Here is a 22,818-nt window from a genome sequence, read left to right as displayed (position 1 = left end):
ACCAGCGTAGCCGGGCCGTCGACCGCTGCCCTATTTCCTGCGTAAAGTTTCGGCGCCCTCGTCGCCGTCGGGACCCTCGTCACCGGCGGGGGAAGCGTCACCGGTGGCGTCATGCCCGCCGTCGGGGGCACCGGCGTCGTCCTTGGGAGCCCGGATGTGCTCGACCTCCTTCTTGGCGGCATCGACGGTCGCCCGCACCTGGGCGCGGGCGTTCTCGGCGAGCGCCTCGCGGGCGGCCTTGCGTTCGGCCACGCGTTCTGCGGTGAGCTTGGCCTTCACGGTCGCGGCGTAGGTGTCGACGTATTCCTGCCCGGAAAGGCGCATCAGGGCGTACATGATCTCGTCGGTGACCGAGCGCTGGACGAAGCGGTCGTCCTCCATGCCCGCGTAACGCGAGAAATCCAGCGGTTCGCCGATGATCATGCCCACGCGGCGGATGTTCGGGACGGTCTTGCCGATGGGCTGGACCTTGTCGGTGCCGATCATGGCGACGGGGATCACCGGGACGCCGGTGGCCAGGGCGAGCTTGGCGACGCCGACCTTGCCGCGGTAGAGCCGGCCGTCGGGGCTGCGGGTGCCCTCGGGGTAGATGCCCAGCAGCTGGCCGTCGAGCAGGGCCTGTTCGCCGGCACCGAGCGAGTTCGCCGAGGCGGCGCCGCCGGAGCGGTCCATGGGCAGCTGGTTGGTCAGCCGGAAGAACAACGCGGTGGCCTTGCCCTTGAGCCCCTTGCCGGTGAAGTACTCCATCTTGGCCAGGAAGACCACGGGTCGGTCCACGGCCACGGGCAGGAAGATCGAGTCGGAGACGGAGAGGTGGTTGCTGGCCAGGATCGCACCGCCCTCGGCCGGGATGTTGTCCATCCCCTTGACCCACGGCCGGAACAGCAGGTTGATCACCGGTGCGATGAACAGCCGCTTCATGATCCAGTAAAACACGTGGGGGCCTTCCGCCGGGGTCGGTCGTCGGGCGCCCGCCTCGTGCGGACCCCATCTCGGTTACGCTCTACTCTAGGCACATATCCACCCCGGGGCACGATCCCCGGCCTGCTTGGGAGCGGTATGGAATTCTCAACGCTGGCGCCGTCCGATGCCGCCGCCGGCTTCCGGGTGCGCGGGCGCAACGGCGCCGCGGTCCTGCTCATCCACGGATTCACCTCCGGCCCGCGCAGCATGCGCCCCTGGGCCGATGCGCTGCTGGCCGCCGGCTACACCGTCTCGCTGCCGGTCCTTCCCGGGCACGGCACGCGGTGGGAGGACCTGGCCGCCACCGGCCACACCGCGTGGACCGCTGCCGTGGAGGACGAGTTCGACGCGTTGGCGGCCACGCACCACCGGGTCTTCGTCGCCGGATTGTCGATGGGCGGCACCCTCGCCCTGCACCTGGGCATCGTCCGCGCCCCGGCCGGGATCGTGCTGGTCAACCCCGCGCTGAGCATGGCCGACCGCACCGCGGTGCTGGCCGGGGCCATCAAGCGGTTCGTGGCCTCGGTCCCGGCGATCGCCAACGACATCGCCCGCCCCGGCCAGGACGAGGGCGCCTACCCGCGGACCCCGGTCGCCGCGGTCCACGAATTGCGCCGGCTCATCGGTGCCACGCGCCGTCGGCTCGACGAGGTGCGCGCCCCCGTGCTGGCGTACCGCTCGCTCACCGACCACGTCGTCTCGGAGCCGGGGCTGGATGCGCTGCGCCGCGAACTGGTCGGAATGCATCCGTGCGGGCTGCCCCGCCTGCAGCTGCGCTTCCTGGAACGCAGCTACCATGTGGCCACCCTGGATTACGACGCCGATGCCCTCTTCGCCGGATCGGTCCACTTCTTCGACCGGTTGGGAGGGCACCACCATGGGTGAGGACGAGCGCCGGTCTCCACGCGACCGGGCCGCCGACGAGGCGGCGTGGCAGGACCTGGTCAGCCGGCTGGGCGACGTCGGCCAGGACGATATCAGCCAGGGCATCGAGCCGGACACCGGGCAGGACGACGCGGCAGGCCAGGCACCCGCGGACAGCCCGGCGCCCGGGGACAGCGCTTCCGGCCCGGAGGGACGGACGCAGCCGCCGGCCCCCGCGGGTCCCGGGCCGCGCGACTACGCGCTGGCCGAGGAGCCCGAGGAGGACTGGACGCCGGAGGAACCCCCGGCCCTGGGGGCGGGCAACCCGCTGAACGTGCTGGCATGGACCTGCGGCGCCGGGGCGCCCATCGCCCTGCTGCTGGTCGCGATATTCTGGCGCACGGCTCCGGCAACGGTCTGGGTCGGGCTCTGCATCGTGTTCGTCGCCGCGGCCGGCTACCTGGCCTTCCGCCTGCCACGCCATCGGACCGAAGGCGATGACGGCGCCCGGGTCTGACCCTGCGGCCCCGATGCACCCCGTTCCCGGCAGGTGCCGGCGCTGGCGCTTCCCCCGGCCTCGCGAACCGCGCTATCCCGGCTGACCGGTGGCGTGGAGGCGGGCCAGGTCGGCGGCGCCGATGAGCCCGGCGTCGGCCCCCAGCCCCGCCCTGCTGATCCGCGCGAAGGGCCGGTAGCCGCGGCCGGGCAGGTGGCGCCGGTAGGCCGACTCGGCCTCATCCAGCAGCAGGGTGGATGCCGCGCCGAGCCCTCCGCCGACGACGAACGCCCCCGGATCCAGCGCGGCGGCCAGGTTCGCCAGGCCGATCCCCAGCCAGCGGCCGGCCGTCGCCACGATTTCCCGGCTCGCCGGGTCCCCTGCGGCAGCCAGGTCCGTCACCAGTGCCCCGGTGACCGCCTCGGCATTTCCCCCGGCAGCGTCCAGCAGGGTCTGGGCCATCGGGGAGTTCGCCCGTGCCAGTTCGCGTGCCTCGCGTCCGACGGCATTGCCCGAGGCGTACTGCTCCCAGCAGCCGCGGTTGCCGCATGCGCACAGGTGTCCTCCGGGGACGATGACCTGGTGGCCGAACTCCCCGGCCAGGCCGAAGCGCCCCCGCCGCAACCGGCCGTCGGCCACCAGCGACCCGCCGATGCCCGTTCCCAGGGTCAGGCAGACGAGGTTCGGTTCGCCCTGCCCCGCACCGAAGCGGTATTCGGCCCAACCCGCGGCGTCGGCGTCGTTGGCCACGCAGACGGTCCCGCCCAGCAGCTCGGAGAGGCGGTCGCGCAGCGGTTCGTTGCGCCAGGCCAGATGCGGGCTGAACAGCACCGTGCCCGTGTCGGGGTTCATCCAGCCCGCCGCCCCCACGCCCACCGGGGCAGCAGGCGCGTCGCGGCGCAGCCCGCCGACCAGATCGAGAACCGCCTGCTCGACCAGCGCGGGGCTCGTTCCCGGGGTCTGGGCGTGCGCGCGCTGCACGATGGCCCCGGCGGCATCGACGACGCCGGCGGCAATTTTCGTACCGCCGATGTCCAGCCCAATGGCCGGCTGTGCGTGGGCCTGCGGCTCCATCGACCCCACCTTTCCGCGACACCCGCTGGCCCCGTAAGTTACCAACGAGTACGTTAGTGATCCAACACACTATGCTGGGAGCAACGACCGCGCGTCGCCAGCCATCCCGGCGCATACCTACGGAAGCAGAGGAGCACACCGTGCGAGAGTTCAGCGTACCCCCGCTCGTGGTCAGCCGGCCGACATCCAACACCACGGATTTCGTGCTGGAGCAGGCGGCCGGGTCGAACCCGATGCTGTTCTCCCGGCCCGACGGCCGCGGCGGCTGGATCGACGTCTCCGCCCAGGAGTTCGCCGCCGATGCCACCGCACTGGCCAAGGGGCTCATCGCCTCGGGCCTCGAAGCGGGGGCCCGCATCGGCATCATGTCGCGCACCCGCTACGAGTGGGCACTGGTCGACTTCGCGGTCTGGTTCGCCGGCTGCATCTCCGTTCCGGTCTACGAGACCTCCTCCCCCAGCCAGGTCGCCTGGATCCTTGGCGATTCCGGCACCACCGCGGCCATCGTCGAATCGGCCCACCATGAGAACGTCATCCGCCAGGCCGCACACCAGGAACAACTGGAGACCGTCCGATCGGTCTGGCAGATGGACGGAGACGGGCTGGACGCCCTGCGGGAGGCCGGCACCGGCATCAGCGACGAGCAGCTTGAGCAGCGCCGCTCCTCGCTGCAGCTGGACAGCGTCGCCACCATCATCTACACCTCCGGCACCACCGGCCGGCCGAAGGGCTGCGAGCTGACGCACCTGAACTTCGTCGAGCTCAGCCGTAATGCCCAGGCCGCCCTGCCCGAATGCGTGCACGAGGGCGCATCGACGATCATGTTCCTGCCGCTGGCCCACGTGTTCGCCCGCTTCATCTCCGTGCTCTGCGTCGCCGGCGGCGCGAGGGTGGCCCACACCCCGGACATCAAGAACCTGCTGGGCGACCTGCAGGGCTTCAAGCCCACCTTCATCCTGGCTGTGCCGCGCGTGTTCGAGAAGGTCTACAACTCCTCGATGCTCAAGGCCGAGGACGGCGGCACCGTCAAGGCCAGGATCTTCCACGCCGCGGCCCGCACCGCCGAGGCCTGGTCCCGCGCCGAACAGGCCGGTAACATACCGCTGGGCCTGAAACTGCGCCACCGCCTGTTCGACCGGCTCGTGTTCGGCAAGATCCGCGAGGCCATGGGAGGCCGCATCGAGTACGCGGTCTCCGGCGGCGGGCCCCTGGGCGAACGCCTCGGGCACTTCTTCCACGGCATCGGCCTGATGATCCTCGAGGGCTACGGTCTGACCGAGACCACCGCGCCGATCACCGTGAACACCCCGCGCCGGCTCAAGATCGGCACCGTGGGCACACCGCTTCCAGGCAATGCCGTCAAGATCGCGGACGACGGCGAAATCCTCACCCAGGGCGTCTGCGTGATGCGCGGCTACCACAACCGCCCGGACCTGCGCGACGAGGCCTTCGATGGCGATTGGTTCCGCACTGGCGACATCGGAGAACTCGACGCCGATGGTTTCCTGCGGATCACCGGCCGCAAGAAGGAAATCATCGTCACCGCCGCCGGCAAGAACGTCGTCCCCGGGCTGCTCGAGGACCAGATCCGCGCCGACGTGCTGGTCTCCCAGTGCCTGGTCATCGGCGACAACCGCCCGTTCATCGCCGCCCTGGTCACCCTGGACGCCGAGGCCCTGCCGGGCTGGCTCGGGCGCCACCAGCTCGGGGAGCTCTCCGTGCAGGAGGCCGCCGAACGTCCCGAGGTCCGGGACGCCATCCAGTCGGTCGTCGACCGGGCCAACCAGTCGGTCTCGCACGCCGAGTCGATCAAGGCCTTCCGGATCGTGCCCACCGACTTCTCCGAGGCCTCGGGCCACCTCACCCCGTCGTTGAAGGTCAAGCGGGGACAGGTGCTCAAGGACTTCGAGACGGTCGTCGAGGAGATCTACTCGGCCAAGAAGCCCGTCTGATTCCCAGCCTGCACCCCGGCCACGACCCCGCCGACGGCGCCGCCGCTACAGCGGCGCGTCGGGGCCGTGGGGCAGGTCCAGGCCCAGCAGGGCGTTCTCCACGACCTCGGTCAGTGCCGGGTGGATCCAGTAGGGTCCACGCGCCATCTCGACCACGCCCAGCCCGGTGGCCATCGCCTGGATGAGCGGCTGGATGAGCATCGAGGAGTCGTGCCCGAGCAGGTGTGCGCCGAGCAGCCGCCCGGTGGAGCGCGAGGCCACTAGCTTGACGATCCCCTCCTGGTCCTCCATGGCCCAGCCGTAGGCGGTGGACCCGAAATCCTGCACGACGGTGGCGATGTCGTCGGGATCCGCGGCCTGCTCCCGGGCCTGGGCCTCGGTCAGCCCGACGGTGGCGATTTGCGGGTCGGAGAAGACCGCCGCCGGGATGGCCGTGCGGTCGGTGGGCCGCAACGCCTGCGGGTGCTCGAGGTTGTGGGCCACCACGCGTGCCTCGCGGTTGGCCACGTGCTTGAGCTGGTATTCGCTGGATGCGTCCCCGAGCGCATAGCAGCCCTCGACCGGCTGCCCGCCGCGCAGCACGCGCTGGAAGTCGTCCACGGCCAGCCGGCCGTCCTCCTCCAGGTCCAGACCGGCCGCGGCGGCATCGAGCCGGTCGGAGTTCGGCGTCCGTCCGGTGGCCATGAGCACGACGTCGGCTCCGACCTCGAGCGCCTCGCCGTCGTTCTCGAAGTGGCCGGTGACGGTGCCGTCCCCATTGTCCGTGATCGAGGTCAGGTCGTGGTCGAGCACCACGTCCCAGCGCTGGGCGGCGGCCGTGGTGAACCGGCGCGAGATCTCCTCGTCATGGTGGCGCAGCAGGGCACCGGACCGGTTCACCTGGACCACCTGGGCGCCGAGCCCGTGGAAGACGTGGGCGAACTCGGCGGCGATGAATCCACCTCCGACGATCAGCACCCGGCCGGGCAGCTCCTCCAGGCGCATGATGGTGTCGGAGGTGTGCACCTGTGGGAGGTCGACGCCGGGCAGGTCGGGCACCACGGCCCGCGATCCGGAGGCCAGGACCACCTGGTCGGCGGTGATGACTTCCCCGGAGTCCGTCACCAGGGTGTGGGGATCGCGCAGCCGGACGTGCTCGCGGTAGAGGTGCACGTTCTCCAGCTCGTCCTTGCGGTAGCGCAGCCCGTCGGCCGAGATGGCGTCGACGCGGCCGAAGATGCGGTCGCGGATGGCCCGCCAGTCGGCGCCTCGGCGGACGAGGTCGACCCCGAGCCGCCCGGCCTGCGCGGGCGAGGCCCCCAGGGTCGCCGGGTAGGCGAACATCTTGGTGGGGATGCAGCCCACGTTCAGGCAGGTGCCGCCGAATGTCCCGGCCTCGACCAGGGCGACCTTCCGGTCGTCCCAGTAGGGGGTGATCAGCGAGTTGCCCGATCCGGAGCCGACGATGGCCAGGTCGTAGTGTGCCATGGGTTCAGCCCTTCAGCTCGTCGACGACCAGCGCGGCCAGCTCCATGACCGCGTCCCGGGTGGCGGGTGTGAGCCGGTCCAGTTCCACCTGGGAGCCCTGGGCCAGGTGCGGGTCGTGGGGCAGGCGGACCACGGTGGCCACGCGGGAGCGGAAGTGCGCCTCGATCTCCTCGACCTTGACCCCGTGGCCGTGGCCGGCCGACTGGTTGATCACCACGATCGCGTTCTGCGCCAGGTCGGTCCGGCCGTGGGCCTCGAGCCAGGACAGCGTCTCGGAGGCCAGCCGCGCCTCGTCCACGCTGGCCCCGGAGACCAGCACGACGGCGTCGGCCTTCTCCAGCGTGCCCTTCATGACGGTGTGGACCATGCCGGTCCCCGAGTCGGTCAGCACGATCGAGTAGTACTTGGAGAGCAGGTCCGTGACGGCCCGGTAGTCGGCGTCGTCGAAGGCCTCGGCGACCCGCGGGTCGGTATCTGAGGCCAGCACGTGCAGGCGTGAGCCCTCCCGTGCGGCGTAGGCCGAGAGCTTGGCGAAGGTGTCGACCGCGAACCGGTTCTGCACCAGGTGCCGGGCGGTGTAGGCCGACTTGCCCGGGGACCGGTCGCTGAGCGTCCCGCGGTCGGGGTTGGCGTCGAGGGCGATGATGCGGTCCTCGCGCAGCTGCGCCAGGGCCATGCCCAGCAGGGTCGTCACGGTGGTCTTGCCCACCCCGCCCTTGCGGGACAGGACCGGCACGTAGCGGGTCGTCCCGGGCAGGGGCGCGGAAATGCGCCGCTCGGTCTGACGGCGGATCCTCACCGCATCCGAGTCCCCGACGTTCACACGACCAAACGTGGCGCGGAACAACAGGCGACGCCAGCCGCCCACGGGTTCGCGGTCCCGCGGCTCGAGCAGCCGGTCGGCGGTGAGCTGGCCGGCGCTTTCAGGGACGGGCGCCACCGGCTGGGCCGCTTCGGGGGCAGGGCGGCGATCGGCATCCCCGGATGCTGCAGGCGCCGACTCGCCGAGCGTCCGGGCGGGCAGGACCAGCCCATCACCCACAGGACGTGCCCCGTCGGGGATGGAGGCGCCGCCGTCGTTCGCCGGTTGCCAGTCGGAGAGCTCGGGGACATCGGCGGCCCCGGGCCTTGCGGTGCCCGCCCCACCCGGGCTTCGCTGGCCCTCCGTGTCCGTGGCGTCCTGCGGGCCGGTGCCGGCTGCTGGAGTCGTTGCCTCGTCCGGCCCCTCGCCCGGGGTGTTCCCGGCGTCGTCGTCATGGTTCTGGTGCGGCTGGCTCATCTGGTCCTTCTGCGCGAAAAGTGGTGTCGTTCGGCTAGTCAGCACTCACCCTAGCGCACAGCGGGGCGGCCACACCGTGCGTGTGACCGCCCCCTCGATGCCCGTCCGGGCCCGGTTTCAGGCCTCGAGAACGACCAGCAGGTCGCCGCCCTGGACCTGGGCTGTGCCGTTGATGGCGATGCGGGTCACCTTCCCGCCGGCCGGTGAGGTGATGGCCGCTTCCATCTTCATGGCCTCGATCGTGGCGACCGTGCCCCCGGCGGGAACCGGGTCCCCGACGGACACGGTGGCGGTGACCGCACCGGCGAACGGCGCGGCCACGTGGCCGGGGTTGGCCGCGTCGGCCTTCTCGGCCGACTTCACCGTGGATTCGACGTTGCGGTCCCGCACGACGATCTGGCGCATCTGCCCGTTCAGGGTGCACATCAGGGTGCGCATCCCCTTCTCATCGGCCTCGGAGATGGCCTGCAGGGTCACCAGCAGCCGCACGCCCTTGCCCAACGAGATGACATGCTCGGCGTGCTGGACCAGCCCGTAGAGGTAGTCGCGGGTATGCAGGACCGACACGTCGCCGTATTCGGTCCGCGAGGCCTCGAAGTCACGGGTCGGACCGGGGAAGAGCAGCCGGTTCAGGGTCTGTCGGCGGGTGGCCGAGTCGCCCTGCAGGGCCTGGGAGTCCTCGGGGGCCAGTTCCTCGACGCGGACCTTGACGTTGCGTCCTTCCAGGGCCTTCGAGCGGAACGGCTCGGGCCAGCCCCCGGGCGGATCGCCCAGTTCTCCGGAGAGAAACGCGATGACCGAGTCCGGGATGTCGAAGGCCTGCGGGTTGGCCTCGAACTCCTTCGGGTCCACGTTCATGCCCACCAGCTGCAGGGCCAGGTCGCCGACCACCTTGGAGGACGGGGTGACCTTGACCAGCCGGCCGAGGATGGCGTTGGCCGCGGTGTACATGTCCTCCACTGCCTCGAACCGCTCGGCCAGCCCCAGCGCCTTGGCCTGCTGGCGCAGGTTGGAGAGCTGGCCGCCCGGGATCTCGTGGCGGTAGACCCGGCCCGTGGGACCGGGCAGGCCGGACTCGAACGGGCCATACATCGAGCGCACGGCCTCCCAGTACGGTTCCAGCGAGGCCGCGGCCTCCAAGGCGATGCCCGTATCGCGCTCGGTGTGGGCCAGCGCGGCGACCAGCGCCGACTCCGAGGGCTGGGACGTGGTCCCGGCCATCGAGGCGACCGCGACGTCGACCGCGTCGACGCCCGCATCGGAGGCGGCCAGCAGCGTGGCCAGCTGGCCGCCGGCGGTGTCGTGGGTGTGCAGGTGCACGGGCAGGTCGAAGCGTTCGCGCAGCGCCGTGACCAGCTTCGCCGCAGCTGCCGGGCGCAGCAGCCCGGCCATGTCCTTGATGGCCAGGATGTGGGCACCGGCGTCGACGATCTGCTGGGCCAGGTCCAGGTAGTAGTCCAGCGTGTAGAGATCCTCCGCGGGATCGAGCAGGTCGGCCGTGTAGCACAGGGCCACCTCGGCGACCGCGGTGCCGGTGGCGCGGACGGCCTGGATGGCCGGGGCCATCTGCGAGACGTCGTTGAGGGCATCGAAGATGCGGAAGATGTCGATGCCGGCTGCGGCCGCCTCCTGCACGAATGCGTCGGTTACCTCGGTCGGGTACGGGGTGTAGCCGACGGTGTTGCGCCCGCGCAGCAGCATCTGCAACGGGATGTTCGGCAGCTCGGCGCGCAGCAGCTCCAGGCGCTGCCAGGGGTCCTCCCCGAGGAAGCGCAGGGCCACGTCGTAGGTGGCGCCGCCCCAGACCTCCATGGAGAACAGCTGGGGCAGCGTGTGGGCGTAGGCCGGCGCCGCGGCGAGCAGGTCGCGGGTGCGGACCCGGGTGGCCAGCAGCGACTGGTGCGCATCGCGGAACGTGGTGTCCGTCAGGGCCAGTTCGGTACGGGCACGCAGCTCGGCGGCGAAGCCCTCCGGGCCGCGCTCGAGCAGGACCTGGCGCCAGCCGGCAGGCGGCTGGTGCTCGGAGGGCCCGTCGAACGGGCTGCGGGTGGGCTGGTCGGACTTGTCCCCGGGGAAATGCGGCAGCTTCTCCCGTGGGTCCAACCCCTCCCGGCGCGGGCCGTTGGGCTGGTTGACCGTGACATCGGCCAGGTAGGTCAGGGCCTTGGTGCCACGGTCCTGGCTCCGGTTGCCCTCCACCAGGTCCGGCCGCGAGTCGATGAAGTCGGTGGCCACGTCGCCGGCGATGAACTGCGGGTCATCGAGCACGTTCATCAGGAACGGGATGTTCGTGGCCACCCCGCGGATCCGGAATTCGGCCAGGGCGCGCCGGGCCCGGCGCACCGCCGCCTCGTAGTCGCGCCCGCGGCAGGTCAGCTTGACCAGCATCGAGTCGAAGTGCGGGGAGACCTCGGCACCGGTGTAGATCGTCCCGCCGTCCAGCCGGACGCCGGAACCGCCGGCGGACCGGTAGACGGTAATGGTCCCCACGTCGGGCCGGAACCCGTTGGCCGGGTCCTCGGTGGTGATGCGGCACTGCATGGCCGCCCCGCGGATGCGCAACTGGTCCTGGTGGATGTCCAGGTCCTCCAGCGTCTCACCGGCGGCGATGCGCATCTGGGCGGAGACCAGGTCGATGTCGGTGATCTCCTCGGTGACCGTGTGCTCGACCTGGATGCGCGGGTTCATCTCGATGAACACGTGCTGCCCGGCGCGCTCGCCCACGGTGTCGACGAGGAACTCCACCGTTCCGGCGTTCTGGTACTTCAGCGCCTTGGCGAACTTCACCGCGTCGGCGTAGAGGGCCTGGCGGATCCCCTCGTCGAGGTTCGGGGCCGGGGCGATCTCGACGACCTTCTGGTGGCGGCGCTGCAACGAGCAGTCGCGCTCGAAGAGGTGCACCACGTTGCCCTCGCCGTCGGCAAGGATCTGGACCTCGATATGGCGCGGGCGCAGCACCGCCTGCTCGAGGAAGACCGTCGGGTCCCCGAACGCCGTGCCGGCCTCGCGCATGGCCGCATTCAGGGACTCGGCCAGGTCCTCGCGCTTGTCGACGCGGCGCATTCCCCGGCCGCCGCCGCCGGCGACCGCCTTGACGAAGATGGGGAAGCCGATCTTGTCCGCTTCGCCAATCAGCCAGTCGGCGTCATCGCTGGGCTCGGATGAGGCCAGCGTGGGGATGCCCGCTGCCTTGGCGGCCTTCAGGGCCTGGACCTTGTTGCCGGCCAGCTCGAGCACGTCGGCCGGGGGGCCGACGAACGTGATGCCGGCCTCGTCGGCGGCCCGGGCGAGGCCGGGGTTTTCGGAGAGGAAACCGTATCCGGGGTAGATGGCATCCGCGCCAGCGTCCTTGGCAACGCGGATCACCTCCTCCACGTCCAGGTAGGCCCGCACCGGGTGGCCCTCTTCACCGATCTGGTAGGCCTCGTCGGCCTTCTGGCGGTGGATGGAGCCGCGGTCCTCGTAGGGGAAGACGGCTACCGTCTTCGCGCCCAATTCGTAGCCGGCGCGGAAAGCGCGGATGGCGATTTCGCCTCGGTTGGCTACCAGTACCTTTGAAAACATGGTGCTCCTGCAGGGTGTCTGTTGGTCAGGACGAACGCAGCGGAATGCCCGGGTTCGGGACGATGTTTCCTCCGTGCGTCAGGCGCGATGTGTCGATTCAGGCCTGTCGTTACCCTACAGTGGCGCATCACACACCCGGAACTGTGTTTCGTCATGACGTGTGCCACACCGGCGCACGTGGACCCGCGGGCTGCGGCGCCACCTTATGATGGGTAGGAGCCGAAACAGCGAAACAACACAGTAAGGTCGTGGTCCGTTCCGTGCAGGTCGTGAGCATCAGCAGTCTCAAGGGTGGCGTCGGCAAGACGTCCGTCACCCTCGGTTTGGCATCGGCGGCCCTGGCCGCCGGGATCCCCACCCTGGTAGTGGACCTTGACCCGCACGCCGACGCCAGCACCGGCCTGGGCGTGGAGCCCAACGGCGAGAACGACATCGGGCACCTGCTCAAGAACGCGCGGCGGGCCGACATTGCCGCGGCCGCGGTCCCGAGCCCCTGGGCCGGACGATCCGGAGCGGCCGCCGACGGCCAGACGCCCGTTCTGGATGTCGCCGTGGGCGGGGCCTTCAGCGGCATCTACGACCGTCCTGATTTGAAACTGCGCAACCTGCGCCGTCTCCACACCGTCCTGTCGCGCCAGAACCGCTACGAACTGGTCCTCATCGACTGCCCGCCGTCGCTTAACGGCCTCACGCGCATGGCATGGACGGCCAGCCACCGGGTCCTGCTGGTCGCCGAACCCAGCCTGTTTTCGGTCGCTGGAACCGAGCGGACCCTGCGGGCGCTGGAGCTGTTCCGCAAGGAATTCGTCCAGGGGCTGCAAACGGCCGGCGTGGTGGCCAACCGCTTCCGGGAGTCCTCTGCCGAACAGCGGTTCCGGCTCGAGGAGATGCGGACGATGTTCGGCGACGCCCTGCTCTCGCCCGTGCTTCCGGATCAGGCGAATTGGCAGCAGATCCAGGGCGCGGCCTACGCCGTGCACCAGTGGCCCGGCGATGCCGCCCGCCAATCGGCGGCACGCTTCGACGAGTTGCTGCACGGACTGGCCGACCCCGCGTCCGCCGGCGTCCGCTGACCGACCACCGCTCGGGTCCCCCGGGAACCAGAACAGCGCGTGTCCCCGTGGGGCACGCGCTGTTTTCTTGCCACCGGCATCGGCCGCCGGCGGTGACGGTTGCTAGCTGGCGGACTTCTTGGCGGCCCGCCGGCGTCCCAGCTCGTCGCCGGGGAAGACGGCCTCTTCCTCCACTGCGTGTTCGCTGGGGAGCTCGGACAGGCTGCCTTCGACTTCGCGCCAGACCCGTCCGACGGCGATGCCGAACACCCCTTGTCCCCCCTGGACCAGGTCGATGACCTCGTCTGCCGACGTGCATTCGTAGACGGAGGCGCCGTCGCTCATCAGGGTGATCTGGGCCAGGTCCTCCACTCCGCGTTCACGCAGGTGGACCACGGCAGTGCGGATCTGCTGGAGGGAGACCCCGGTGTCGAGCAGGCGCTTGACGACCTTGAGCACGAGGATGTCCCTGAAGCTGTAGAGGCGCTGGCTACCGGAGCCGGCCGCTCCGCGTACCGCGGGTTCGACCAAGCCGGTGCGGGCCCAGTAGTCGAGCTGCCGGTAGGTGATGCCGGCGGCCTTGCAAACCACGGTGCCGCGGTAGCCGGCGCCCTCGTCGAGGACCGGCAGGTCCTCGGTGAAAAGCAGGCCCTGCGCATTCACGCCAGTGCCCTGGCCGGAGCCGGACGATGCCCCGCTGTGCTCACCTGTCGGACTCACGTGGACCCTCCTAGTCAAAAACTCCCCCCATAGGGAGCTTGCCGGCTGCCGGGAACCGTGGAGGCATCGGATGCCGTCCACTGTGCCGAGTGATGGGACAGCGAAGCAATGGGATTCTTATGCTTTGACGGTACGGCCGAACGGGTCCCACGTCAAAGACCTTCAAGTTTAACTTGAGGGCGTGTCGCTACTCATCGAAATCCTCGGGCTCGACCTCGGCCAGGAACTCCCGGAACTGCCGCACCTGGTCTTCTGCGCCGTCCGCCGTGCTGCCGTCCTCGCTGACCAGGACCCCTGCCTCGTCCAGGACCTCGTCGGCACAGGTGATCGGGCATCCGGCCCGCAGGGCAAAGGCGATCGCATCCGAGGCGCGGGAGTCGACGACCGCACCGCCGTCGAATTCCAGCTCGGCGTAGAACACCGTGTCCTTGACCGCGACCAGGCGTGCCTGCACGAGCGGGTGGCCCAGGGCGGAGACGATCGATTCGAGCAGGTCGTGGGTCATGGGACGGGGAGTGGCCATCCCCTGCTGGCTCATGGCGATGGCGGATGCCTCGGGAGCCCCGATCCAGATGGGCAGATGGCGGGGCCCGTCGATCTCCTTGAGCAGCACCAGCGGCTGGTTGGACGGCAATTCGATCCGGACGCCGACGACGATGAGTTCTCGCACGGGTTCCTCCTGCGGTGCTAGTGGTCCATCCTGGCGATGGAGCCGTTGACCAGTGCGCTGTGCAGCGCGAGGCAGGCATCGCTGATCTCCCGTGCCGTTTCGGCGGCGCGGGCCCGGGAGGAGACGTCACGACGGCTGGCCAGGGGCGCGACAGCGCGTTCGACCAAGCCCAGCTCCCGGTCCGCGGCGGCGCGGAAGCCCCGCAGGTGGCGCGGCTCGATGCCGTGGCCGGCGAGCTTGGCGCTGGCGGTCGCGATCCGGACGGCATGTTCGTCGAAGCGCTGGTCTTCCTCGGCGATGATCCCGTAGGCGAGCAGTTCGGAAATGAGCTGGTCGGAGGCTCCGGTCGCCCCCTGCAGTTCGGCGCGGGTGAGGGGGCGTGTATGCCCTGCCAGTTCCTGGGCCAGCTGGTCGGTCACGCTGCGGGGGGCCAGGGTCAGGCCGCCGGCGAGCTGCTCGGGCCGCTCCCCCCGGTCCACGGCGTCGAGGTAGTCCTTGATGACCTTCAACGGCAGGTACTGGTCCCGCTGCAGGGACAGGATGAAGCGGAGCCGGTCGATGTCCCCCGGGGTGTACTTGCGGTAGCCGGCGGCGGTTCGCTGCGGGGTGATCAGCCCCTTTTCCTCGAGGAAGCGGATCTTGGAGGCAGTCGTCTGCGGGAAGTCCTCCGACAACTCGGTCAGGACCTCGCCGATGTTCAGGACATGACCCCGGGGGGCGTCGGAGGCGACCCCGACGCCGCGTCGGGACTGCGCGGATGAAACCACAGGAATTACCGTCAGTCCTGTCGCGGGGCGGTGGTCGGGCGGGTGCCGGCGTAGAAGGTCAGCCGGAATTTGCCGATGCGCACTTCGGCACCGGTCCGCAGGCGCACGGCGTCCACGCGGTCCCCGTTCACGTAGGTGCCGTTGAGGCTGCCCGAGTCAACGATCTGGAACCCCGAGCCGTCGCGCCGGAACTCCGCGTGCTTGCGGGAGACGGTGACGTCATCCAGGAAGATGTCCGCCTCGGGATGGCGGCCGGCGGTCGACAGGTCCCCGTCCAGGAGGAAGCGCGCACCACGGTTCGGTCCGGAGTGGGCGATCAGCAGGGCGGACCCTTCGGGCAGGGCGTTGACCGAGGAACTTTCCTCGGTGGACAGCGAGGCCTCGGGGACGATCTCGTCGCGGGCCGGAGGCAGGCTGATGTTGGTGGTCTCCGCCGCTGCTTCCTTGCGGTTTGCCGCGCCGTCCTCCCAACGGTGATCGCCACTCATGTGCTTCCTCCCTGGAATGGTGCATTGCCTGTGCCGGCCTCTTGGACTGGGGTCCAAATGGCGCGCCCACTTTGTGTTTTATCCAGCCTAGCCTACCGGTTATCCCTGTACGCAAGCCGGTCGCGGCAGCCGGTCATGCGGTGCTCGATCCGGGGGGTATAGGACAGGGGCGGCATGCTCCGGTGCCGGTGGCCCCGGGCGGTCCCTGCGGACGGATCGGCGTCCGGAGGGACCATGGTCCCTCCGGATCGGCGGCCGGGAAGGAGCAGCGAACGAGGAGCACGGAAAAGGGGCCTCACCCGAACGGTGTTCCGTTCTGGCAAGGCCCCTCTTCGCCGGTCGGGCTAGCGGGATTCGAACCCACGGCCTCCTGACCCCCAGTCAGGCGCGCTACCAAGCTGCGCCATAGCCCGGCGGTTCCGCAGCCGTTATCCCGTCCTTACGGGCGGGTGCCGTCTGCGAAAAGCTCCTCGGCTACTCTACCCCATTTTTCGGGTTACCTTGACCGCCCCCGCTTCTCGCGCACCCGCATGCTGACCTCGATGGGCGTTCCGGTGAAGCTGAAGGTCTCCCGCAGGCGGCGGGTGATGAACCGCCGGTATCCGGGATCGAGGAAACCCGTGGTGAAGAGCACGAACCGCGGTGGGCGTGACGAGGCCTGCGTCGCGAAGAGGATGCGGGGCTGCTTGCCGCCCCGTACCGGGTGCGGATGCGCAGCGACCAGCTCTCCGAGGAAGGCGTTGAGCTTGCCGGTGGGGATGCGCCGGTCCCACGATTCCAGCGCGAGGTCCAGGGCAGGGAGGAGCTTTTCCTTGTGCCATCCGGTCGCGGCGGAGAGGTTCACCCGTGGCGCCCAGGCCACGTGGGCCAGGTCCTGCTCGATCTCGCGCTCGAGGTAGCGTCGGCGTTCGTCGTCGAGCAGGTCCCATTTGTTGAAGGCCAGGACCAGGGCACGGCCGGAGTCGATGCTGGTCTGCAGGATGCGCACGTCCTGCTCGCTGAGGACTTCGTCGACTGCCAAGAGGACGACGGCGACCTCTGCCTTCTCGAGCGCCGATTGCGTCCGCAGCGAGGCATAGTACTCCGACCCCTGCGCCATGTGCTGGCGGCGCCGGATCCCCGCGGTGTCGACGAAGCGCCACGTCCGTCCGCCGAGCTCGACCAGTTCGTCCACGGGGTCGCGGGTGGTGCCCGCGACGTTGTCGACGACGACGCGTTCCGCGCCGGCCAGTTTGTTCAGCAGGGATGACTTGCCCACATTCGGGCGCCCGATGAGCGCCACCCGGCGCGGTCCGCCGCGGGGGATCAGCCCGCCGAAGGCAGAGTAGGCCGGAAGCTTCTCCAGCAGGTCGTCCAACAAGTCAGCGGTGCCGCGGCCGTGGAGCGCGGAGACCGGGTAGGGCTGGCCGAATCCCAGGCTCCACAAGGAGGCGGCGTCCGCTTCCTGCGCCTCGCCGTCGACCTTGTTGGCGACGAGGAAGACCGGCTTCTTCTGCCGGCGCAGCATCTTGACCACCAACTCGTCGGTGGCCGTGGCCCCGACGGCCGAATCCACGACGAAGATGACGGCATCCGCCAGGTCGGCGGCGACCTCTGCCTGGTCGGCGACGCGGGCGTGGATGCCCTTGGCGTCGTGTTCCCAGCCGCCGGTGTCCACCAGGGTGAAGTCCCGGCCGCTCCATTCCGCGCTGTAGGACACGCGGTCGCGCGTCACGCCGGGGATGTCCTCCACCACGGCCTCGCGGCGGCCGATGATGCGGTTGACGAGCGTGGACTTTCCGACGTTCGGGCGGCCGATGATCGCCACCACGGGGGGAACGCGGTCGTCCTGCACCTCGAAGTCCTCGTCATCGATGTGCGAGAGCAGCCGGGTGTCCTCGTCGTCGAGTTCGTAGTCGTCGAGGCCATCGCGCAGGGAGGCAGCGCGCTGCTCGGCCTCCTCGTCGGTGATCTGGCTGAGTCGTTCGGCGACGTGGTCCTCGCCCGAGGGGACGTATTCGTCTCCGTCGCCGGGGACGGCGGCGTGATCGGTCATGTTCAGGGGTTCCTTTGTTCGCCGCTCCCGTCATGCACGGAAGCACTTACCATTTTTGCATGCCGCGGCACGGCACTGCCTCAGGCGCGTTTGCCCGCGGCTTCGACCACGGCGAGCACGGCCTGGACGGTCTGCTCGAAATCCAGGTCCGAAGAGTCCACGGTCACCACGCCGTCGGCGGCGCTGGTGAAGCTGGTGACCTTCGAGTCCTTGGCGTCGCGCGCCACGACCTGGCGTTGCAGGTCGTCCTGCGACTGGGTCCCGCCGAGCTGCAGCCCGCGACGGGCCATGCGGACCTCCTCCCGGGCGGTGAGCAGGATGCGGGCCGGCGCCTCGGGGGCGACGACGGTGGTGATGTCGCGGCCTTCGGCGACGATGGGCGCGTTCTCGGAGATGATCTGCTGCTGGCGCCGCACCAGTTCGGCACGCACATCCAGGACGCCGGCGACCGCCGACACGGCTTCCGAGACGAACGGTTCACGGATCGTGGCCGTGACGTCCGCCCCGTTGACCAGGACCTGCTCGTGGTCGGGGTCGGTGCCGATCTCCACGCTCGCCGCCTTCACCGCGCCCGTGACCGCCGCTTCGTCCTCCAGGTCGGTCCCGCCCTCGAGGCAGGCGAAGGTCAGGGCCCGGTACATGGCCCCGGTGTCGAGGAAGGCGGCGCCGAGACGGCGGGCCACCTCCTTGGAGACGGAGGATTTTCCACTACCGGAGGGGCCGTCGATGGCCACCACGAGATTTTCCACTTACTGCACTACCTTCCACGAACGTTCGACGAGGGCTTCGGTCAATTCCAGGCTGCGCCCCGGCAGCACCGACAATTCCACCATGCCGACCTGGTGGCCCGAGGAATGTTCCATCCGCAGGTCCTCCAGGTTGACGCCGGCCTCGCCGACGTCGGTGAGCAGGCGGGCGATCTGCCCCGGTTTGTCGTCAACGATGACGGTGACCACGGCGAAGGCCTGCGGTGGGGCCCCGTGCTTGCCCGGGATGCGGGCCTGGCCGGCGTTGCCCTCGCCCATGAGTTCGGCCAGGTCCAACAGCGCTCCGGGCCCCTGCGGGTCCTCCAGGGTGGCGATGAGGCGGTTGAGGTCCTCGCGCAGCCCGTGCAGGATCCCCACCAGTTCGGGGGCGTTGTGGCTGAGGATCTGGATCCACAGCCGGGGATCGGAGGCGGCGATGCGTGTGGTGTCGCGCAGTCCGTTGCCGGCCAGGGCGAGGGCGTGTGCCGGTGCGTTCATCAGCCGCGAGGCCAGCAGCGAGGAGGCGACTTGCGGGAAGTGCGAGACGAGGGCGACGGCGGCGTCGTGTTCGGCGGCGTCGAGCCGGTGTACGGTCGCGCCCAGGTCGATGGCCAGGGACCCGGCGATGCGCACGCTGTCCTGGGCCGACCCGGCATGGGCGCAGATGACCCAGGGCATGGCGGTGAACAGTTCCCCGCGGGCTGCAGCCGGACCGGATTTCTCGCGGCCGGCCATCGGGTGAGTGCCCACGTAGCGGGCGAGGTCGGCCGCGCCCAGATCCTCGTCGGCCTGCAGTGCCCGCAGGATGGAGGTCTTGACGCTGGCGATGTCCACGACGGTCGCCGCCGGGTGGTCCCGCAGCGCCCGCGAGACCGCGGACGCCGTGACATCCGGTGGGGCGGCAACGACGACCAGTGCGGGCTCCGGGGAGGAATCCGGAACGTAGATCGATCCGGCACCGATGTCCTGGGCGACCTGCTGGGCGGTCGGCGAGGTGTCCGAGAGCAGCACGGAGATGCCCCGGCGGCTGAGGCCGAGGCCGATGCTGGTCCCGAGCAGGCCGGTGCCGACCACCAGGACCGGGCCGGCGAGATGCGTGGCCCCCATCGGCTACATGCCCACGCGGGAGAGCAGGTGGCCGACTTCGTGGTGGCCGAGCTGGCGGATGGTGCCCTGCTTCTGGTCGCCGAGCTTGATGGGGCCCATCTGCACGCGGACCAGCCGCTTGACCGGGTGGCCGACGGCGTCGAACAGCCGCCGGACGATCCGGTTGCGTCCCGAGTGGAGGACGACCTCGACCAGGACCTTGCCGGGGGTGGAGTCCACCAGCTTGAACGAATCGACCGAGGCGATGCCGTCCTCGAGGGCGATGCCCTCCTTCATCTGGGCGCCGATTCCGTGGGCCATGGGCCCGGGGACCTGGACGAGGTAGGTCTTGGGGATCTCGTAGGAGGGGTGCGTCAGGCGGTTGGCCAGTTCGCCGTCGTTGGTGAGCAGCAGCAGGCCCTCCGTATTCACGTCGAGCCGGCCGACGTGGAACAGGCGTTCGCTCTTCTTGCGCAGGTAGTCGCTGACGCAGGGGCGCCCTTCCGGGTCCTCCATCGTGGAGACCACTCCGCGGGGCTTGTTGAACACGTAGTAGCGCATGGTCTCGTTCAGCTGGATGCGCATGCCGTCAACGTGGATGCTCACTGCCGCGGGATCGACGCGGACGCCGAGTTCGGTGACGACTTCGCCGTTGACCTCCACGCGGCCGGCGGTGATCATCTCCTCGCTGACCCGCCGGGAGGCGACACCGGCATTGGCGAGGACCTTCTGCAAGCGGACCCCGTCCTGGTCCTGGCCGGCGTCCGTGCGCGGGGTGGTGCGCCGCTCGGGTGCCGGGCGGTTCTTCTTCACCGGTCCCAGGTTGCGCCCGAACCGTTCGCCGCCGAAGGCCTGCGGGCCCTGTGGCCGGCCTCCCTGCTGCCGGCCCTTGGCCGGCCCCTGCTTCTTCGCGCCGAAGCTGCCGCCGGTCTTGCCGCTCTGGCCCGTTCCACCCTGGTTGCGGCCGGAGGAGCCGGCGTCGGGCTTGCCCCCGGAGGTACCGCGGCCTGAACCGGCGGCGCCGCGACCGGCACCCTGGCCGGGCGTGGACCGGCGCTGCTTGCCGCGGCCTGCGCCTGAATTGGATCCCTGGTTCATGTCGATTCCTTCGTTACTGCTGCGGGTGGTGGCCTAGAACGGGACGTCGTCGAAGTGCTCGAGGTCGTCCAGGCCGGGTAGGTGGGGCGAGAGCTGCGGAAGGTCCGCCAGGCTGTCTACCCCCAATCTTTCCAGAAAATACGGGGTGGTCCGGTACAGCACGGCCCCGGACTGCGGATCGGTGCCCTCTTCGACCACCAAACCGCGCATGCCCAGGGTGCGCACCACCGAGTCCACGTTCACCCCCCGGATCGCCGCGATCCGGGCCCGGGAGACGGGTTGGCGGTAGGCGATGATGGCCAGCGTCTCCAGGGCCGCCTGCGACAGGCGGGCGGTTGCCCCGTCCAGGACGAACCGGGAGACGACGGGAGCAAAGTCACGTTTGGAGTAGACCCGCCAGCCACCGGCCAGTTCCCGCAGCTCGAATCCGTGGTGCGCGGCGTAGTCCTGCCTCAGCTCCGCCAGCAGTGTTTCGACGACCGCCGGTTCGGCCTCCAGCACCTCGGCCAGCCGCGGGACCGCCACCGGTTCATCGGCCACCATGAGCACCGCCTCGATGGCGGCACGCAGGCCCCCGGGCAACAGCTCCACCCCGGCGGGGGCACCGTCGTCGTCCTGGGTCATGGGCCCTCCTCCTGTACGTCGTTTCCGGCCGCACCTGCGGCGGGTTCCCCCTGGTATTCCTCGGCGACCCGGTCGGGGTGCCAGGGTCCGGCGTCGTCGTTCCAGGCCACCAGCAGCTCGCCCAGCGGCCCGTCCTGGTCGAATCCAACATATTTGTCCCGGAACATTTCCAACAGGGCCAGGAAGCGGGCGATCACGACCATCGTCTCCCCGGCGTCCGCGACGAGGTCCGTGAAGCTGACCGAGCTGCCATCCTCGAGCCGGGCGGCGATGATCCCCGCTTGCTCGCGCACGCTCACCGTGGGGGCGTGCAGGTGCTCGACGCCGACGCCCGCTGGTTCCGATGGCTTGGGTTCCAGGGCCCCGCGGGCCAGTTCGGCCAGTTTCCCGGGGGTCGTGGTGAAGACCAGCTCGGGCAGCAGTGCGGCGATGCCCGGTTCCACGGCCACCCGGCGCGGATGCCGTTCGCCCTGCTCGGCGAGGCGTTCGGAAAGCTGGCCGGCGATGGCCTTGAACGCGCGGTATTGCAGCAGCCGGGCAAAGAGCAGGTCGCGGGCCTCCAGCAGGGCGATGTCCTCGTCGGATTCAACCTCGCCGGTGGGCAGCAGCCGGGCGGCCTTCAGGTCCAGCAGCGTGGAGGCCACCACCAGGAACGACGTCGTCTCCTCCAGGGCCCGCTCCCCCGCGTTCAGGCGCAGCTCGCGCAGGTAGCCGATGAACTCGTCGGTCACCTGTGCCAGGGCGACTTCGGTGATGTCCAGCTGGTGCTTGCCGATGAGGTTCAGCAGCACGTCGAAGGGGCCGGAGAAGTTCTCCAGCGAGACGGCGAAGCCGCCGGCCGGTTCCGTTTCCGGTGCGACGGACGGCGACGCGGTGTCCGCCTGGCCCGTCGCGGTCATTACGGGGCGCCGCCGCGGCTGATGAGCTCCCGGGCCAGCATCCGGTAGGAATCCGCGCCGGGGTGGTTGCTCGCGTAGCTGGTGATCGGCTCGGCGGCGACGTTGGCGTCGGCGAACTTGATCGTGCGCTTGATGACCGTCTCGAAGACCTGGTCGCCGAAAGCCTCGATGAGCCGGCCGATGACCTCGCGCGAATGCAGGGTGCGGGCGTCGTACATGGTGGCCAGGACGCCGTCGACCTGCAGGGACGGGTTCAGCCGGTCCTGCACCTTGTCGATGGTCTCGACCAGCAGGGCCACGGCGCGCAGGGCGAAGAACTCGGCGGTCAGTGGGATGATCACGCCGTGGGCGGCGGTCAGCGCGTTGACCGTCAGCAGGCCCAACGAGGGCTGGCAGTCGATGAGGATGACGTCGTAGTCGTCGGAGACCTTGCGCAGCGCCCGTTCCAGGACCTGTTCCCGGGCGACCTCGTTGACGAGCTGGACCTCCGCGGCCGACAGGTCGATGTTCGCCGGCAGCAGGTCGATGTTCTCGATTTCGGTGTGCAGGATCGCGTCGCTGATGCTGGTCTTGCGTTCCATGAGCACGTTGTACACGGTGACGTCGAGCTCGTGCGGGTTCGTGCCGAATCCGGCGCTGAGCGCCCCCTGGGGGTCGAAGTCGACCAGCAGCACCTTGCGCCCGTATTCGGCGAGCGCGGCGGCGAGGTTGATGGTGGAGGTGGTCTTGCCGACGCCGCCCTTCTGGTTCACCATGGCGATGACGCGCGCCGGACCGTGGCCGTCCAGCGGCTGTGGTTCCGGGAACTCCGTCAGGGGTCGACCCGTCGGCCCGACTGCCGGCGGCTCCTTCAGCAATCCGGCCGTACGAGTCCTCGAACCCTTTTGCTCGCTCACGGTATGAACCACACTTCCGTTCGTTGCTTGCTATCTCACTGCCTAGCCTCAAGGCTATCGCCGCCGGGGCCCGCAACC

Annotated in this window: 20 protein-coding genes and 1 tRNA gene; 4 read left to right on the top strand and 17 right to left on the bottom strand. The window is 70.0% G+C overall.

Annotated elements, in window-relative coordinates:
- Positions 1-30: 30 nt before the first annotated feature.
- The gene (locus tag AB8M85_RS13560; RefSeq protein ID WP_372699367.1) at positions 31-936 is read right to left on the bottom strand and encodes a lysophospholipid acyltransferase family protein; all 906 of its coding nucleotides are present in this window, start codon (positions 934-936) and stop codon (positions 31-33) included.
- 123 nt (positions 937-1,059) lie between these two features.
- Here AB8M85_RS13560 and AB8M85_RS13555 point away from each other — a divergent pair, with 123 nt between their 5' ends.
- Entirely contained in the window at positions 1,060-1,848 is a 789-nt protein-coding gene (locus AB8M85_RS13555; RefSeq protein ID WP_372699366.1) for an alpha/beta hydrolase, read from the top strand.
- Positions 1,841-2,344, top strand: a complete 504-nt coding sequence (locus tag AB8M85_RS13550) for a hypothetical protein (RefSeq protein WP_372699365.1) — start codon at positions 1,841-1,843, stop codon at positions 2,342-2,344. The genes AB8M85_RS13555 and AB8M85_RS13550 overlap by 8 nt, the downstream gene beginning before the upstream one ends.
- Positions 2,345-2,416: 72 nt before the next feature.
- On the opposite strand, the gene AB8M85_RS13545 is transcribed toward AB8M85_RS13550, so the two are convergent.
- Complete coding sequence (locus AB8M85_RS13545; protein WP_372699364.1) at positions 2,417-3,397, bottom strand: ROK family protein; 981 nt, start codon at positions 3,395-3,397, stop codon at positions 2,417-2,419.
- Between the two features lie 140 nt (positions 3,398-3,537).
- Between AB8M85_RS13545 and AB8M85_RS13540 the strand changes: the two genes are divergently transcribed.
- Positions 3,538-5,349: a long-chain fatty acid--CoA ligase gene (locus tag AB8M85_RS13540; protein WP_372699363.1), complete on the top strand. Its 1,812-nt coding sequence runs from the start codon at positions 3,538-3,540 to the stop codon at positions 5,347-5,349.
- Positions 5,350-5,394: 45 nt separating this feature from the next.
- Here AB8M85_RS13540 and AB8M85_RS13535 read toward each other — a convergent pair whose 3' ends face one another.
- From AB8M85_RS13535 to AB8M85_RS13525, 3 genes are all read right to left on the bottom strand, one after another.
- Positions 5,395-6,816, bottom strand: a complete 1,422-nt coding sequence (locus AB8M85_RS13535; RefSeq protein WP_372699362.1) for a mycothione reductase — start codon at positions 6,814-6,816, stop codon at positions 5,395-5,397.
- Between the two features lie 4 nt (positions 6,817-6,820).
- Positions 6,821-8,095, bottom strand: a complete 1,275-nt coding sequence (locus AB8M85_RS13530; RefSeq protein ID WP_372699361.1) for a hypothetical protein — start codon at positions 8,093-8,095, stop codon at positions 6,821-6,823.
- Between the two features lie 117 nt (positions 8,096-8,212).
- On the bottom strand, positions 8,213-11,659 hold the full coding sequence (locus AB8M85_RS13525; RefSeq protein WP_372699360.1) for a pyruvate carboxylase: 3,447 nt from the start codon (positions 11,657-11,659) through the stop codon (positions 8,213-8,215).
- A 269-nt stretch (positions 11,660-11,928) separates the two neighbouring features.
- Between AB8M85_RS13525 and AB8M85_RS13520 the strand changes: the two genes are divergently transcribed.
- A complete protein-coding gene (locus tag AB8M85_RS13520; protein ID WP_372699359.1) occupies positions 11,929-12,732 on the top strand; it encodes a ParA family protein in 804 nt (267 codons plus the stop codon).
- A 102-nt stretch (positions 12,733-12,834) separates the two neighbouring features.
- On the opposite strand, the gene AB8M85_RS13515 is transcribed toward AB8M85_RS13520, so the two are convergent.
- From AB8M85_RS13515 to AB8M85_RS13460, 12 genes are all read right to left on the bottom strand, one after another.
- Positions 12,835-13,431: a MerR family transcriptional regulator gene (locus AB8M85_RS13515; protein WP_372699358.1), complete on the bottom strand. Its 597-nt coding sequence runs from the start codon at positions 13,429-13,431 to the stop codon at positions 12,835-12,837.
- 187 nt (positions 13,432-13,618) lie between these two features.
- On the bottom strand, positions 13,619-14,101 hold the full coding sequence (locus tag AB8M85_RS13510) for a bifunctional nuclease family protein (RefSeq protein ID WP_372699357.1): 483 nt from the start codon (positions 14,099-14,101) through the stop codon (positions 13,619-13,621).
- 17 nt (positions 14,102-14,118) lie between these two features.
- Positions 14,119-14,802 (bottom strand): MerR family transcriptional regulator, encoded by a 684-nt coding sequence (locus tag AB8M85_RS13505; RefSeq protein ID WP_372699537.1) that lies wholly within the window; start codon positions 14,800-14,802, stop codon positions 14,119-14,121.
- Between the two features lie 77 nt (positions 14,803-14,879).
- On the bottom strand, positions 14,880-15,356 hold the full coding sequence (locus AB8M85_RS13500; protein ID WP_372699356.1) for an FHA domain-containing protein: 477 nt from the start codon (positions 15,354-15,356) through the stop codon (positions 14,880-14,882).
- Positions 15,357-15,695: 339 nt separating this feature from the next.
- Positions 15,696-15,769: transfer RNA gene (locus AB8M85_RS13495), tRNA-Pro, on the bottom strand.
- A gap of 83 nt (positions 15,770-15,852) precedes the next feature.
- Positions 15,853-17,391, bottom strand: a complete 1,539-nt coding sequence (gene der / locus AB8M85_RS13490; protein ID WP_372699355.1) for a ribosome biogenesis GTPase Der — start codon at positions 17,389-17,391, stop codon at positions 15,853-15,855.
- Between the two features lie 80 nt (positions 17,392-17,471).
- Positions 17,472-18,140: a (d)CMP kinase gene (gene cmk, locus AB8M85_RS13485; RefSeq protein WP_372699354.1), complete on the bottom strand. Its 669-nt coding sequence runs from the start codon at positions 18,138-18,140 to the stop codon at positions 17,472-17,474.
- Positions 18,141-19,244, bottom strand: coding sequence for a prephenate dehydrogenase (locus AB8M85_RS13480; RefSeq protein ID WP_372699353.1), 1,104 nt, complete (start codon positions 19,242-19,244; stop codon positions 18,141-18,143).
- A 3-nt stretch (positions 19,245-19,247) separates the two neighbouring features.
- Positions 19,248-20,321 (bottom strand): pseudouridine synthase, encoded by a 1,074-nt coding sequence (locus AB8M85_RS13475; protein ID WP_372699352.1) that lies wholly within the window; start codon positions 20,319-20,321, stop codon positions 19,248-19,250.
- A 33-nt stretch (positions 20,322-20,354) separates the two neighbouring features.
- On the bottom strand, positions 20,355-20,945 hold the full coding sequence (scpB, locus tag AB8M85_RS13470; RefSeq protein WP_372699351.1) for an SMC-Scp complex subunit ScpB: 591 nt from the start codon (positions 20,943-20,945) through the stop codon (positions 20,355-20,357).
- On the bottom strand, positions 20,942-21,844 hold the full coding sequence (locus tag AB8M85_RS13465; protein ID WP_372699350.1) for a ScpA family protein: 903 nt from the start codon (positions 21,842-21,844) through the stop codon (positions 20,942-20,944). The genes scpB and AB8M85_RS13465 overlap by 4 nt, the downstream gene beginning before the upstream one ends.
- On the bottom strand, positions 21,844-22,740 hold the full coding sequence (locus AB8M85_RS13460; protein WP_372699349.1) for a ParA family protein: 897 nt from the start codon (positions 22,738-22,740) through the stop codon (positions 21,844-21,846). Before AB8M85_RS13460 ends, AB8M85_RS13465 begins: the two co-directional genes overlap by 1 nt.
- Positions 22,741-22,818: the final 78 nt, after the last annotated feature.

It is taken from the genome of Arthrobacter sp. JSM 101049, assembly GCF_041679245.1.
Classification (GTDB): Bacteria; Actinomycetota; Actinomycetes; order Actinomycetales; family Micrococcaceae; genus Arthrobacter_H.
The sequence above is the reverse complement of the archived record's forward strand: the minus strand, read 5'-3'. Positions and strand labels throughout refer to the sequence as shown.

Excerpts from the sequence above, each read along its gene's own strand:
- AB8M85_RS13555 (WP_372699366.1), top strand. The coding sequence starts at position 1,060 with ATGGAATTCTCAACGCTGGCGCCGTCCGATGCCGCCGCCGGCTTCCGG.
- AB8M85_RS13550 (WP_372699365.1), top strand. The coding sequence starts at position 1,841 with ATGGGTGAGGACGAGCGCCGGTCTCCACGCGACCGGGCCGCCGACGAG.
- AB8M85_RS13545 (WP_372699364.1), bottom strand. The coding sequence starts at position 3,397 with ATGGAGCCGCAGGCCCACGCACAGCCGGCCATTGGGCTGGACATCGGC.
- AB8M85_RS13535 (WP_372699362.1), bottom strand. The coding sequence starts at position 6,816 with ATGGCACACTACGACCTGGCCATCGTCGGCTCCGGATCGGGCAACTCG.
- AB8M85_RS13530 (WP_372699361.1), bottom strand. The coding sequence starts at position 8,095 with ATGAGCCAGCCGCACCAGAACCATGACGACGACGCCGGGAACACCCCG.
- AB8M85_RS13525 (WP_372699360.1), bottom strand. The coding sequence starts at position 11,659 with ATGTTTTCAAAGGTACTGGTAGCCAACCGAGGCGAAATCGCCATCCGC.
- AB8M85_RS13500 (WP_372699356.1), bottom strand. The coding sequence starts at position 15,356 with ATGAGTGGCGATCACCGTTGGGAGGACGGCGCGGCAAACCGCAAGGAA.
- der (WP_372699355.1), bottom strand. The coding sequence starts at position 17,391 with ATGACCGATCACGCCGCCGTCCCCGGCGACGGAGACGAATACGTCCCC.
- AB8M85_RS13480 (WP_372699353.1), bottom strand. The coding sequence starts at position 19,244 with ATGGGGGCCACGCATCTCGCCGGCCCGGTCCTGGTGGTCGGCACCGGC.
- AB8M85_RS13475 (WP_372699352.1), bottom strand. The coding sequence starts at position 20,321 with ATGAACCAGGGATCCAATTCAGGCGCAGGCCGCGGCAAGCAGCGCCGG.
- scpB (WP_372699351.1), bottom strand. The coding sequence starts at position 20,945 with ATGACCCAGGACGACGACGGTGCCCCCGCCGGGGTGGAGCTGTTGCCC.
- AB8M85_RS13465 (WP_372699350.1), bottom strand. The coding sequence starts at position 21,844 with ATGACCGCGACGGGCCAGGCGGACACCGCGTCGCCGTCCGTCGCACCG.